Here is a 12,413-nt window from a genome sequence, read left to right on the forward strand (position 1 = left end):
TCGACGGGCCATGGGGCGGTGTGCTCACCCGCCCGGCAACGCCATGTGGCCGCGTGCTCACGCACCCGGCAGTGCCGGGCGGCGTGTGCCGAAGCCCGTGGCGTGTTCGTAGGCGTGGGCGACTCGCAGCACGTCGAGGTCGGCGTACGGCCGCCCCACGATCTGTACGCCGACGGGCAGTCCGCCGGGTGTGAAGCCGCAGGGCACCGACGCGGCGGGGGAGTGCAGCACGCTGATCCAGTAGGCCGAGCGCATCCACGCGAGATAGTCGGGCAGGGCGACGCCGTTGATCTCGTCCACGTAGGGCTTGTCCACGGGGAACGGCGGCACCTGGCTGACCGGCGCGATCAGCATGTCGTGGTTCCGGAAGAACTCCGCCATCCGCGCGAACAACCCGCTGCGCAGCCGTTCGGCCCGCGCCAGGTCGGCCGCGGTGACCTCGCGGCCCCTGGCGAGGTTCCAGCGCACGTTGTCGGTGAGCTGCTCCTCGGGCAGCTCACCGAACGACAGGACGTACCACCACGCGCGATAGGTGCGGAACGCCTCGTCGGCGTCGGACAGGTCGAGGTCCACACGTTCGACCCGGGCGCCCAGCTTCTCCAGGACCTCGGGCGCGGTGGCGGTCGCCTCGGCGGTGGCCGGGTCGACCGGCAGCCCGCCGAGGTCGGGGCTCCAGGCGACGCGCAGCCCGGTCAGGTCGGCGTCGAGGGGGGCGGCGAACTCCGAGCCGTCGTCCAGGGGGCCCATCGGCACGGCGGCGTCGTAGCCCGCGATCACGCTCATCAGCAGCGCCAGGTCGCCGACCGTGCGTGCCATGGGCCCCGACACGGGCAGGGTGAACCACGCCGCCGTGTCGCTCGGCGCCGGCACTCGGCCGGGGGTGGGGCGCAGGCCGGTGATGTTGCAGAAGGAGGCCGGGTTGCGCAGCGAGCCGCCCATGTCGGAGCCGTCGGCGAGGGAGATCATGCCGCTGGCCAGGGCGGCGGCGGCTCCGCCGCTGCTGCCGCCGGCGCTGCGGGTGAGGTCGTAGGGGTTGCGGGTGGCGCCGAACACCTCGTTGACGGTGTGGGAGCCGGTGCCGAACTCGGGGGTGTTGGTCTTGCCGATTGTGATCGCGCCGGCTTCGCGCATGCGCCGCACAAGGAGGGCGTCGGTCACGGGGACGTGGTCGGCGAACAGGCGCGAGCCGTACGTCGTGCGGATGCCGGCGGTGTCGACGAGATCCTTGTGCGCGACGGGCAGTCCGTGGAGCGGGCCGTGCCATCGGCCGCGCACCGCGTCGTCGTCGAGTCTGCGCGCCTGGGCGAGAGCGCGTTCTTGCACAAGGGTGACGATCGCGTTGACCGACGGGTTGACCCTGTCGATGCGATCGAGGTGCGCCTCCAGGAGTTCGACGGCGCTGATATCTCGTGAACGCAGTAGTGCGAGTTGTTCGACGGCGGTCAGGTAGAACAGTTCCGTCATGGTCAACGGCCCCCTTCACGTGCGGCTTCGGCCCGAGTCTGGCCGACCGGCCCGGGGCCGCGCCCTGTCACATTTTGCTGATCGGCGCCGTCACGGCCTGGGTGAGAGTGATGAGGGTGGCGGGCTCGGTCTCGATCTGGAGGCCGCGCCGGCCCGCGGAGAAGAAGATCGTCTCAAATGCCAGGGCGGAGGCGTCGACCACCGTGGGCAACTTCTTGCGCTGCCCGAGCGGGCTGATGCCGCCAACCACATATCCCGTCACACGCTCGACCTTGGCCGCCTCGGCCATCGCCGCCCGCTTACCGGACAGCGCGGCGGCGAACGCCTTAAGGTCTAGTTTGCCCGCCACCGGGACGACCGCCACGGCGAGTCCGCCCTCGGTCTCGGCGACGAGGGTCTTGAAGATGCGGTCGTGGGGCACGCCGAGCGCATCGGCCGCCTCCTCGCCGTAGCCCTCGGAGCCGGCGTCGTGGTCGTAGGGGTGGAGGGTGAACGCCGCCTTGGCCTTGGTCAGCGCGACCGTGGCGGGGGTGCCCTGGCCGCCTTGCTTCTTCGTCCTGCTCACGTGCCGCAGACTAGAGCATCTTGCGAATCTACAACGTAAAGCCGACCTCTGGGCCCAGGCCACACCCATGAAAAGCCGACTCCGCAGCCGTACGGCACAGCCACCTTGAGCCCGCCGCGCACGGCCGAAAGCCTGCAGCATCCCCCACAAAGGCACAGCCACCGCGCATGGCCGAAAGCCTGCGGCACCTCCAACAAAGGCACAGCCCCGCGAGCCCGCGACGTCCGTCACACAAAGCTCGTACGGCACAGCCGCCGTGCACACCTGATTTTACGCCGCCACCTGCCCGCCAACCCGGGAAAAGGGCTCACTGGCGAAGATTTGCCTCGTCCGGATGCTGGACAGAAGCTGATTCGGATGCCGGGCTCCGTAGACTGGGCGGGTGATTTCCCGTATCGACCTGCGCGCCTCGCTTCCCGAGGACCTGCGCGACGTGTTGCCCCGCGCCGAGCTCGACGTGGAGGCCGCCCTTGAGAAGGTGCGGCCCATCTGCGAGGACGTGCGCCATCGTGGGGTCGCCGCGCTCAAGGAGCTGACCGCGAGGTTCGACGGTGTCGAGCTCGCGAGCACCCGCGTGGCTGTCGAGGAGCTCGGGCGGGCCCTCGAAGGGCTCGACCCCAAGGTGCGGGCCGCGCTTGAGGAGTCGATCCGGCGCGCCAGGCTGGTCCACCGCGACCAGCGCCGCACCGACGTCACCACCGAGGTCGTGCCGGGCGGCACGGTCACCGAGCGCTGGATCCCGGTGCAGCGGGTCGGTCTCTATGTGCCGGGCGGCCTCGCGGTCTACCCGTCCAGCGTCGTCATGAACGTCGTGCCCGCTCAGGAGGCCGGGGTGCCCTCCCTGGCCGTCACCTCGCCGGCCCAGCGCGAGTTCGGCGGGCTGCCGCACCCCGCGATCCTGGCCGCCTGCGCCCTGCTGGGCGTCGAGGAGGTCTACGCCGTGGGCGGCGCGCAGGCCGTGGCGATGTTCGCCTACGGCACCGAGGAGTGCCCGCCCGTCGCCATGGTCACCGGCCCCGGCAACATCTGGGTGGCCGCCGCCAAGCGCCTGCTCAAGGGCCGCATCGGCATCGACGCCGAGGCGGGCCCCACCGAGATCGCGATCCTCGCCGACGAGACCGCCGATCCCGTGCACGTCGCCGCCGACCTGATCAGCCAGGCCGAGCACGATGTGATCGCGGCCTCGGTGCTGGTCACCGACTCGGCCGAGCTGGCCGACGCCGTCGAGCGCGAGCTCAAGACGCAGGTCGCCGCCACCAAGCACAGCGAGCGGGTCACGGAGGCCCTGGCGGGCCGCCAGTCGGGCATCGTGCTCGTCAAGGACCTCGAAGACGGGCTGGTCGTCGTCGACGCCTACGCCGCCGAGCACCTGGAGATCCAGACGCGTGACGCCCGCGCCCTGGCCGGCCGGGTCCGCAACGCCGGCGCGATCTTCGTCGGCGCCTACGCCCCGGTGTCCCTCGGCGACTACATGGCGGGGTCCAACCACGTGTTGCCGACCGGCGGTTGCGCCTGCCACTCCAGCGGGTTGTCGGTGCAGACGTTCCTGCGCGGCGTGCACGTGGTCGACTACGACCGCGACGCGCTCGCCGGCGCCGCGCGCCACGTGTGCGCGCTCGCCGACGCCGAGGACCTGCCCGCTCACGGCGCGGCGGTCCGCGCCAGGTTCGACTGGGAGATTCCGAACCCGTGACCAGCCTTTCCGATCTTCCCCTCCGCGATGATCTGCGGGGGCTCACCCCTTACGGCGCGCCGCAGCTCGACGTCGCCGTGCGCCTCAACACCAACGAGAACCCCTACGGCCCCTCGGCCGAGCTGGTGGCCGACCTCGCATCCGCCGTCTCGGGCATGGCCGCCGAGCTCAACCGCTATCCCGACCGCGACGCGACGGCGCTCCGCACCGACCTCGCGGCCTATCTCGGCCACGATCTGATCGCCGGTCAGGTGTGGGCGGCCAACGGGTCCAATGAGGTGCTTCAGCAGATCCTGCAGGCGTTCGGCGGCCCGGGGCGCACCGCGATGGGCTTCGAGCCGTCCTACTCGATGCACTCGATCATCGCCCGCAGCGTCTTCACCGAGTGGATCTCCGGGGCGCGCGAGGCCGACTTCGGGCTCGACCCGGACAAGACCGTCGCCGCGATCGAGGAGCACCGGCCCGACGTGGTCTTCCTCACCTCGCCCAACAACCCCACCGGCACCGCGCTGGAGATCGACGTGATCAAGCGGGTGCTGCGGGCGGCCCCGGGCATGGTCGTGGTCGACGAGGCATATTTCGAGTTCGCCCGCACCGGCACACCGTCGGCGCTGACGCTGCTGCCCGACCACCCCCGCCTGATCGTGACGCGCACGATGTCGAAGGCGTTCGCGATGGCGGGCACCCGGCTCGGTTATCTCGCCGCGGCGCCGGCCGTGGTCGAGGCGCTGCTTCTCGTGCGCCTGCCGTACCACCTGTCCTCCCTGACACAGGCGGCGGCCCGCGTGGCGGTGGCGCATCGCGCCGAGCTGCTCGGCATGGTCGACGAGCTGCGCGCCGAGCGTGACGCGACGGTCGACTGGCTGCGTGGGCGGGGCCTGGAGGCCGCCGACTCGGATGCGAACTTCGTGCTTTATGGCCGGTTCGCCGATCGGCGGGCGGTCTGGGAGGCTCTGCTGGCCAAGGGCGTGCTGGTGCGCGAGGTCGGGCCACCCGAATGGCTGCGCGTGTCGATCGGCACGGGCGATGAGATGGCGGCGTTCCGCGCCGCGACGCAAGCCGTGATGGAGGAAGTGCTGTGAACCGGACCGGGCGCATCGAGCGCACGACCAAGGAGACGTCGGTGCTGGTCGAGGTCGACCTCGACGGCACGGGCCGGGTCGAGGTCTCGACCGGCGTCGGCTTCTACGATCACATGCTGGCCCAGCTCGGCAAGCACGGGTTGTTCGACCTGACGGTCAAGACCGAGGGCGACCTGCACATCGACTCCCACCACACCATGGAGGACACGGCGCTGGCCCTCGGCGCGGCCTTCCGCGAGGCCCTGGGCGACAAGTCCGGCATCCGGAGATTCGGCAGCGCGTCCTGCCCGCTGGACGAGGCGCTCGCCCAGGTGACCGTCGACCTGTCCGGCCGCCCCTATCTCGTGCACTCCGAGCCCGAGGGCATGGCCACCATGATCGGCCCGATGTACGACACGACCATGACCCGCCACATCCTGGAGTCGTTCGTCGCCCAGGCGCGCATCTGCCTGCACGTGCACGTGCCCTACGGCCGCAACGCCCACCACATCGTGGAGTCGCAGTTCAAGGCGCTCGCCCGCGCCCTGCGCGAGGCGTGCGAGCCCGACCCGCGCGCCACAGGCATCCCGAGCACCAAGGGCGTGCTGTGACATGTCCATGCCGTCCAACTTCTTGGCGGTGGCCATGGTCTTCCTCGGCCTCTTCCTTGTCGGGGGCGTGGTGTCGACCTTGAAGCAGGGGCACAGCAAGGCGTTCGCCGGCGTGCTCGGCGTGCTGGCGGCCATGGCGATCGCAGCGGGGGTGCTCTGGTGGTAAACGTCGTGGTTCTCGACTACGGATCGGGCAATTTGCGCTCGGCCGAGCGTGCGCTCGCCCGGGTCGGCGCCGACGTGACGGTGACAGCCGACTACGACGCGGCCATGAACGCCGACGGCCTGGTCGTGCCGGGCGTCGGCGCGTTCGCCGCGTGCATGGCCGGGCTCAAGGGCGTGATCGGCGACCGCATCATCGACCGCAGGCTCTCGGCCGGGCGGCCCGTGCTCGGCATCTGCGTCGGCATGCAGATCCTCTTCGCCGAGGGCGTCGAGCACGGCGTGCGCAGCGAGGGCTGCGGCGAGTGGCCCGGCACCGTCGAACGCCTGGAGGCGCCGGTGCTGCCCCACATGGGGTGGAACACCGTGTCCGCGCCCGAGGGCAGCGTCTTGTTCGACGGCCTAGACACCGATACACGCTTCTACTTCGTGCATTCATACGGCGTGCGCAAGTTTGACCTCGTGCCTGGGCCCGGCTTCACCGCGCCCCTCGTGACCTGGGCCGAGCACGGCGTGCCGTTCGTGGCGGCGGTGGAGAACGGCCCGCTCATGGCCACGCAGTTCCATCCGGAGAAGTCGGGCGACGCGGGGGCCACGCTCCTCGCCAACTGGATCGCCACCCTCAAGTAGGCTGGCCGACCTGACACCAGACCGAGCCGCCGAATCACGAGCCGCTGAGATGGGCATCCGGACATGAGCAAGGAGCGGGCCAAGAGGCGCGCCGCGCGCGAGGCCGAGCGGGAGCGCCTGGCCGCCCTCCGGGCCGAGCAGGAGGAGCGGCTCGCCCGCCGCCGGGCCCGCCGGGCCCGTCTCGCGGCGCTGGTGCCGCGGCCCATCCGGGTCGCCCGTCAGGGCGGCGTCATCGCGCGGCGGCAGCGGGCGCAGAACGGCGTCGTCGCTGTGTTGTTCGTGATCGTGCAGGTCATCGCCTGGTTAGCCCTGTCGTCGTGGACCGGCAGGTTCGGCGTTTTCATATTGTCACTGTTGTTGGTTCCGGTGCTTGTCACCCTGGTTTTCGACCGGAGGACTTGATTCACATGTCGCTCGTGCTGCTGCCCGCCGTTGACGTCGCCGACGGCCAGGCCGTGCGCCTGGTCCAGGGCGAGGCGGGTTCGGAGACGTCTTACGGCGACCCGCTTTCGGCGGCGCTGGCCTGGCAGGAGGCCGGGGCCGAATGGATCCACCTGGTCGACCTCGACGCCGCGTTCGGCCGGGGCTCCAACCGCGAGCTCCTGGCCTCGGTCGTGGGAGCGCTCGACGTGAAGGTCGAGATGTCGGGCGGCATCAGGGACGACGCCTCGCTTGAGGCTGCCCTCGCCACCGGCTGCGCGCGGGTCAACATCGGCACCGCCGCCTTGGAGGACCCCGTCTGGTGCTCCAAGATCATCGCGACATACGGCGAGCGTGTCGCCATCGGTCTCGACGTCAGGGGCACCACCCTGGCCGGCCGCGGCTGGACCAAGGAGGGCGGCGACCTGTGGGAGGTGCTCGACCGGCTGGAGTCCGACGGGTGCACCCGCTACGTCGTCACCGACGTCACCAAGGACGGCACGCTGCGCGGCCCCAACCTCGACCTCCTGCGCCAGGTCTGCGCCCGCACGGACAAGCCCGTGATCGCCAGTGGCGGCGTCTCTTCGCTCGACGACCTGCGGGCCATCTCCGAGCTGGTGCCGGTGGGCGTCGAGGGCGCGATCGTGGGCAAGGCGCTCTACGCGCAGCAGTTCACCCTGGAGGAGGCGCTCGCGGCAGTGCGGGCGTAGTCGCAGGTCAGAGGTTGTGCCGGCGTTGCCGTACATTCCAGTGAGAGGGCGCTGATGAGGCGGGAGGCACGGTGAGCGAGGTCGCGGCGGGCCGTCGGGTTTTCTCGGGCGGAGTCTGGGAGGAGCGCTACGGCTATGCCCGCGCGGCCGTCGCCGGTCCGTGGGTGCTGGTCTCGGGCAGCACCGCGACGATCGACGGCGAGGTCGTGCACGTGGGCGACGCGCGGGGGCAGACGCTGACCGCGGTCGGCATCGCCCTGGCGGCGGTCGAGAAGGCGGGGGCGACCCGCGAGGACGTCGTCCGGGTGCGGTTCTACGTGGTGGACCAGCACGACTTCGACGCGGTGGGCACCGCGCTCGGGGAGACCTTCGGGGACGTGCGCCCGGTGTACACCGGAGTGCGGGTGGCCGGGTTGATCGACCCGCGCATGCTGGTCGAGGTTGAGATCGACGCATATCGAGGAGAGTCATCGTGAGTGTCGCGGTCCGTGTGATCCCCTGCCTGGACGTCGACGCCGGGCGGGTGGTCAAGGGCGTCAACTTCGAGAACATCCGGGACGCCGGCGACCCGGTCGAGCTCGCCGCGCGCTACGACAGGGAGGGAGCCGACGAGCTCACCTTCCTCGACATCACGGCCTCCTCCGGCGAGCGGGACACCATGTTCGACGTGGTGCGCCGCACGGCGGAGCAGGTTTTCATCCCCCTCACGGTGGGCGGCGGCGTGCGGTCGGTCGACGACATCGACAAGCTGCTGCGGGCCGGGGCCGACAAGGTGTCGCTCAACACCGCGGCGATCAACCGGCCGGAGTTGCTGACCGAGGCGTCCCGGCGTTACGGCGCGCAGTGCATCGTGTTGTCGGTGGACGCGCGCCGGGTCACCGGGGATACACGCACCGCGTCGGGGTTCGAGGTCACGACCCACGGCGGGCGGCGGGGCACCGGGCTCGACGCGGTCGAGTGGGCCCGCAGGGGCGAGGAGCTCGGGGTGGGGGAGATCCTGCTCAACTCCATGGACGGCGACGGCACGAAGGCCGGTTACGACCTGGAGATGATCACCGCGGTGCGTTCCGTCGTGGGGGTGCCGTTGATCGCCAGCGGCGGGGCGGGGGATCTTAAGGACTTTCCGCCCGCCATCTCGGCGGGGGCGGACGCGGTGCTGGCCGCGTCGGTGTTCCACTACAGGGAGCTGACGATCCCTCAGGTCAAGGAGAGCCTGCGGGAGGCCGGCCACCCGGTGCGCTGACCATCGGCGCGGCTCCCCGGCATGTGCCGGCTTCCGGCCTCAGCTGCCTTCCGGCCTGAGGTGCCTTCCGGCCTGATCGCCGGAGAGCGCTGCTCTCCGGTGTGATCGTTGGTGTGCGCCGGTTTCCGGCGCGGTCGCCGATGGGGGAGGCGGGATCGTGGGTTCGCCTCCTCGGGTTTTGCCCCGCTTGCCGATTTCCTGTTGTGGCATGCGGGGCTTTGGCGATCTTGGGGTGTGGCGGTGGGCCGCACTCCGGAGTCGCCGGACCCGCGTGTGGCGGCCGGCCCGGGACGGGATCCGGCTGGAACGGATCTGCCCGCGGAACGAACCTGCCTGGAGTCGGCAAACCCGCCGACCGGTGAATCCGCTGCCGTCAATCGACACTGTCGTTAATCGACATTGCCGTTAATCGACACTGCCGTGACTCGACGCCGCCGGAGTGCGGCACCGTCGGGCCTGGTGCCACCCTGCTCGGCGCGACCCTGCTTGGCACTGCCGTACGGCACAGCCGGGCTTTGGTGGTGCCGTGTTCAGCCGGGCTGAGTGAGCCGGGTTGATTTGGCGATGCCTAGGCCGAGCCCTGTGCCGACGCCTGATGCGCGGACCGGTCGTACGGGACAGTGAGGGGCAGGTGGACGGACCTGCCGCACACTGGACTCCGCCGGAGGGTGTGAGCTGTGCTCACGCCGATGGCGGTTGTGATCAAAGGCGCTGGCGTATAACCCCTGAGGTAGGAATCAGTTCAGCACCCGTGAGAAGAATGTAGCCAACTGGTTTGCTCCGTTGAGAACCCCATCGAAGACGCCGTTAACCGCGTCCGCTGCCTGGGTCGGTCGGGAAAACAAGTAGAAGGCAACAAATGCCACGAGCACGTACGTGGCAACTTTCTTGACCTGCACGGGGGGCCTCCTGCAGTCCAATCCCAGGCGTATATACCCGGTTCTGGGCGATCCCTGGCATCTTCTTTAGAGATGTTATTGATCATAGCTGTTGGGGGGCTCCAGCTACCTCACACCCTGCTCATCGTGCGGTTGTGACGTGGATCTGTCCAGAGACCATTGTGCCGTTGGTTGGGGCAGATCGCCGGGTAATCAGCTTGTTCCCTCAGTCACACTGACACCTTTGACCTGGTGAGCCCGACTTTCCCCTGCCGTAGCGCCGTCGCTGAGGCCGCCGCGGCGGCTATAACGATCAAGGCGAGGATCGCAAGAGTGGCCCCGTCGGGGCGCACGAAGGACTGGCCGCGGAGCGCCTGCCAGGTGACGAGCGCCACAAAGGCCGCGTAAGCACCGCCCATGATGAGGACGAGGCGCACTCTGACCGTCTCGTCGGCCAGGGCCGGCAGGCGGCCGGCGAGCGCGAGCAGCATCATGGCGAAGAGCGGCAGGAACTGCAGGGCGTGCATCCCCACGAAGTGGGGCACCCGCAGGTCGCCGCCGACCGTGCTCCATCCGAGGATCGGCAGTCCGGGACCGCCGTCGGGCAGGCCCACGGTGTGCGCCCCGATGGCCCCCTCGATCAAGCCCTGGCTCTGCGCGGGCGTGGGGCCCAGCATGAGGGCGCCGAAGCCGATGCCGACCGCCGACACGACGAGGCCGATGCGCAGGGCCCAGGTGGTCACATCGTCGGCCTGCCGTACGGCGAGCACGAGGACGGCGGAGAGGATGTTGGCCAGCATGAGCACGGCGATCGTGGTGCCCATGATGCTGAACAGGGTGATGTCTAAGGGGGAGGAGACGTTGAAGTGACTGCGGTGGCCCTGTGCGGCCTGGAAGACGATGATGGCGATCTCGATGACACCCGCGGCGGCCAGCACCGTGCCGAGCCACCACCGGGTCCGCCGGGCGCGGGTCGACAGCGAGAACAACCACCCCCACGTGAAGGCGTAGACAGCGAGAGAGACGCTGAACTTGAGCGGCTTCGCCCAGATGGGCGCGCCGTCGAGTTGGCGGTCGTCGACGAATAGGCCGATTGTGGTGGCGACGGCGAGGACGACCATGGCGAGGGTGAAGATCATGAGCGGGCGATGCCACTTGAGGGCACGCGACATCAATGCGGACATGGGGGATGCGCCTCTCGATAGTTAAGCTATCCACTACTGATACTGACACTATCCACTATCTCCGGGCGATGCGAACATCCGTCGGGAGATCTCGACATATGGGACAGAGTTAGAAGAGAGGGCAGAGCACGTGCGGATGGCCGAACTGAGCCGCACGACCGGAGTTCCGGTCCCGACAATCAAGTACTACCTGCGGGAAGGGCTGCTGACCCCCGGAGAACAAGCAGGCAGAAACCAGGTCTACTACGACGATCGGCACGTCCGGCGGATCAAGATGGTCCGGGCGCTGGCCGAATACGGCGGCCTGTCCATCGCGGTCATCCGCGAGCTACTCGCCTACATCGACCACCCGGGGCGGGACCCCCTCCGGCTCCTCGGTGAGGCCCAGGCCACGGTGATCCCGCGATACGAGCGCCGCGACGCCCCCGAGGAGGAGAGGGGCCGCCGGCGGCTCGCGGAGGTGATCGCGAAACGCGGGTGGAAGAACGTCGGCGACCACCCCTCCTTCGACGCGGCGGCGGGCGTGATCGGCGTGCTGGAGCAACTCGGACGCCAGGACGTGATCGAGGCGCTCGACGACTTCGCCGCCGCCGCCGAACTCATCGCGGTCACGGACCTGAGAGTGGTCGGCGACGCCCGCGACGTCGAGCGTGCGGTCCAGGTGGTCATCCTTGGCACCGTACTGGGCGATGCCCTGCTCGCGGCCCTGCGGCGGCTGGCCCAGAGCCACGTCGCCTACGAACTGGAGACAGGGGACCGCACGCTCTGATGCCGCGCCCGGCCACACGGGCTCGCGGACCACGCCGCGCCCCGGGCCCTGACCGCCCGGAGGCCGACACCGTGGGGGCTGCCCCGCCTGGGGCTGAACCATCCGCCGGGCCGCCTCGCCCTATCGGGCAGGCGACTGTTGTCGCTCGGCAGAGGGCCGGCGGTCGTGCGAACGACGTCACGGCGCGCCGATCGACGCGTCCTGAGAGAGGGAAAAAGGGCGGCTACGTCCCGAGGCGTGCGGAGCGGAGGGCGTTGGCGGCGCGTTCCTCGCCCGTCAGGTCAACGCGGGCGTGAGCCTGGCGCCCGAAGCAGAAGAGCAGGAGCTCACCGGCCCGGCCGGTCACCTCGACGCGCGGGGCGCGCTTGGGACCGCCGAGGGCCACTCCATGGCCGCCGTGGCCGCCGATGCGGTGCAGAACCACGGCCACGGGAGCCCGGCGCAGCATGAGACGCGCTCCCGCGCGCAGCCTGCGCCACAACACCTCCTCCAGCTCCGGGGACGACTCGCGCGGCACCCAGTCCGGCTGGGCCCGCCGTATGTCCTCGGTGTGGACGAAGAACTCCATCGTGTTGACCAGCTCGTCGAAGCCGGGCACGACCCGGTAGACCCCTGTGGGGCCGGTGCGCACGGCGTGGACGAGACCCTCGAACCCGAACTCCGCCTTGAGCGAACGCTGGACCTTGTCGGTGTAGGCCGCCAGGGGCTTCAGCGAGATGCCGGGCATCGCGTCGAGGCGGCGCTCGCGGAGGACGAGATGTGCCGCGAGGTCGAAGGCCGACCAGCCCGCGCAGAGGGTGGGGGCGTCGGGCCCGGCGACGGTGAGCGCGTCGCAGACGGCGTCGCGCTCGGCCCGGGCGTGCAGGGTGGTCACGCCCGTGATGCTACACAAAGCCCTCCAGAGGAGGCTTGACCACCACAGGTATCCGGGAATAACGGGTTGACCGGGAGTGATAGTCATTTAGGAAGATATTTCCTGTATCGAGAGGATCTCTACGAGTGGCGACCAAGGTCACCCCCGCA

The 12,413-nt window shown here is 70.0% G+C and carries 15 protein-coding genes; 10 read left to right on the forward strand and 5 right to left on the reverse strand.

The annotated features are described in order from the left end of the window. Window positions 1–57 precede the first annotated feature (57 nt). Both Ssi02_RS02795 and ybaK read right to left on the reverse strand, forming a co-directional pair. The gene (locus tag Ssi02_RS02795; protein ID WP_204020713.1) at window positions 58–1,464 is read right to left on the reverse strand and encodes an amidase; all 1,407 of its coding nucleotides are present in this window, start codon (window positions 1,462–1,464) and stop codon (window positions 58–60) included. A gap of 67 nt (window positions 1,465–1,531) precedes the next feature. Beyond that, window positions 1,532–2,029, reverse strand: a complete 498-nt coding sequence (ybaK, locus tag Ssi02_RS02800; RefSeq protein WP_239128550.1) for a Cys-tRNA(Pro) deacylase — start codon at window positions 2,027–2,029, stop codon at window positions 1,532–1,534. A gap of 382 nt (window positions 2,030–2,411) precedes the next feature. On the opposite strand from ybaK, the gene hisD reads away from it, so the two are divergent. The 9 genes from hisD (at window position 2,412) to hisF (ending at window position 8,559) form a co-directional block, all read left to right on the forward strand. Beyond that, window positions 2,412–3,722, forward strand: a complete 1,311-nt coding sequence (gene hisD / locus Ssi02_RS02805) for a histidinol dehydrogenase (RefSeq protein WP_204020718.1) — start codon at window positions 2,412–2,414, stop codon at window positions 3,720–3,722. Next, window positions 3,719–4,804, forward strand: coding sequence for a histidinol-phosphate transaminase (locus Ssi02_RS02810; RefSeq protein ID WP_204020720.1), 1,086 nt, complete (start codon window positions 3,719–3,721; stop codon window positions 4,802–4,804). The genes hisD and Ssi02_RS02810 overlap by 4 nt, the downstream gene beginning before the upstream one ends. Next, on the forward strand, window positions 4,801–5,394 hold the full coding sequence (gene hisB / locus Ssi02_RS02815) for an imidazoleglycerol-phosphate dehydratase HisB (protein ID WP_204020722.1): 594 nt from the start codon (window positions 4,801–4,803) through the stop codon (window positions 5,392–5,394). The genes Ssi02_RS02810 and hisB overlap by 4 nt, the downstream gene beginning before the upstream one ends. Window position 5,395: 1 nt before the next feature. Continuing rightward, complete coding sequence (locus Ssi02_RS02820; RefSeq protein WP_204021489.1) at window positions 5,396–5,560, forward strand: CG2302 family histidine operon protein; 165 nt, start codon at window positions 5,396–5,398, stop codon at window positions 5,558–5,560. Continuing rightward, window positions 5,551–6,186, forward strand: a complete 636-nt coding sequence (gene hisH, locus Ssi02_RS02825; protein ID WP_204021399.1) for an imidazole glycerol phosphate synthase subunit HisH — start codon at window positions 5,551–5,553, stop codon at window positions 6,184–6,186. Before Ssi02_RS02820 ends, hisH begins: the two co-directional genes overlap by 10 nt. A 63-nt stretch (window positions 6,187–6,249) precedes the next feature. Next, window positions 6,250–6,588, forward strand: a complete 339-nt coding sequence (locus Ssi02_RS02830) for a hypothetical protein (protein WP_204020724.1) — start codon at window positions 6,250–6,252, stop codon at window positions 6,586–6,588. Window positions 6,589–6,593: 5 nt separating this feature from the next. Then, a complete protein-coding gene (gene priA / locus Ssi02_RS02835; protein ID WP_373870075.1) occupies window positions 6,594–7,316 on the forward strand; it encodes a bifunctional 1-(5-phosphoribosyl)-5-((5-phosphoribosylamino)methylideneamino)imidazole-4-carboxamide isomerase/phosphoribosylanthranilate isomerase PriA in 723 nt (240 codons plus the stop codon). 71 nt (window positions 7,317–7,387) lie between these two features. Continuing rightward, window positions 7,388–7,792: a Rid family hydrolase gene (locus tag Ssi02_RS02840; protein ID WP_204020726.1), complete on the forward strand. Its 405-nt coding sequence runs from the start codon at window positions 7,388–7,390 to the stop codon at window positions 7,790–7,792. Continuing rightward, window positions 7,789–8,559: an imidazole glycerol phosphate synthase subunit HisF gene (hisF, locus tag Ssi02_RS02845; RefSeq protein ID WP_204020727.1), complete on the forward strand. Its 771-nt coding sequence runs from the start codon at window positions 7,789–7,791 to the stop codon at window positions 8,557–8,559. Before Ssi02_RS02840 ends, hisF begins: the two co-directional genes overlap by 4 nt. 737 nt (window positions 8,560–9,296) lie before the next feature. Here the strand turns inward: hisF and Ssi02_RS02850 are convergent. Then, window positions 9,297–9,458: a hypothetical protein gene (locus tag Ssi02_RS02850; protein WP_204020729.1), complete on the reverse strand. Its 162-nt coding sequence runs from the start codon at window positions 9,456–9,458 to the stop codon at window positions 9,297–9,299. Window positions 9,459–9,667: 209 nt separating this feature from the next. Continuing rightward, the gene (locus Ssi02_RS02855) at window positions 9,668–10,621 is read right to left on the reverse strand and encodes a hypothetical protein (RefSeq protein ID WP_204020731.1); all 954 of its coding nucleotides are present in this window, start codon (window positions 10,619–10,621) and stop codon (window positions 9,668–9,670) included. A gap of 136 nt (window positions 10,622–10,757) precedes the next feature. Between Ssi02_RS02855 and Ssi02_RS02860 the strand changes: the two genes are divergently transcribed. Then, on the forward strand, window positions 10,758–11,390 hold the full coding sequence (locus tag Ssi02_RS02860) for a MerR family transcriptional regulator (RefSeq protein WP_204020732.1): 633 nt from the start codon (window positions 10,758–10,760) through the stop codon (window positions 11,388–11,390). 223 nt (window positions 11,391–11,613) lie between these two features. Here the strand turns inward: Ssi02_RS02860 and Ssi02_RS02865 are convergent, their stop codons facing one another. Then, on the reverse strand, window positions 11,614–12,264 hold the full coding sequence (locus tag Ssi02_RS02865) for a TIGR03085 family metal-binding protein (protein ID WP_239128551.1): 651 nt from the start codon (window positions 12,262–12,264) through the stop codon (window positions 11,614–11,616). Window positions 12,265–12,413 lie beyond the last annotated feature (149 nt).

This window comes from Sinosporangium siamense, from assembly GCF_016863435.1.
Lineage (GTDB): Bacteria > Actinomycetota > Actinomycetes > Streptosporangiales > Streptosporangiaceae > Sinosporangium > Sinosporangium siamense.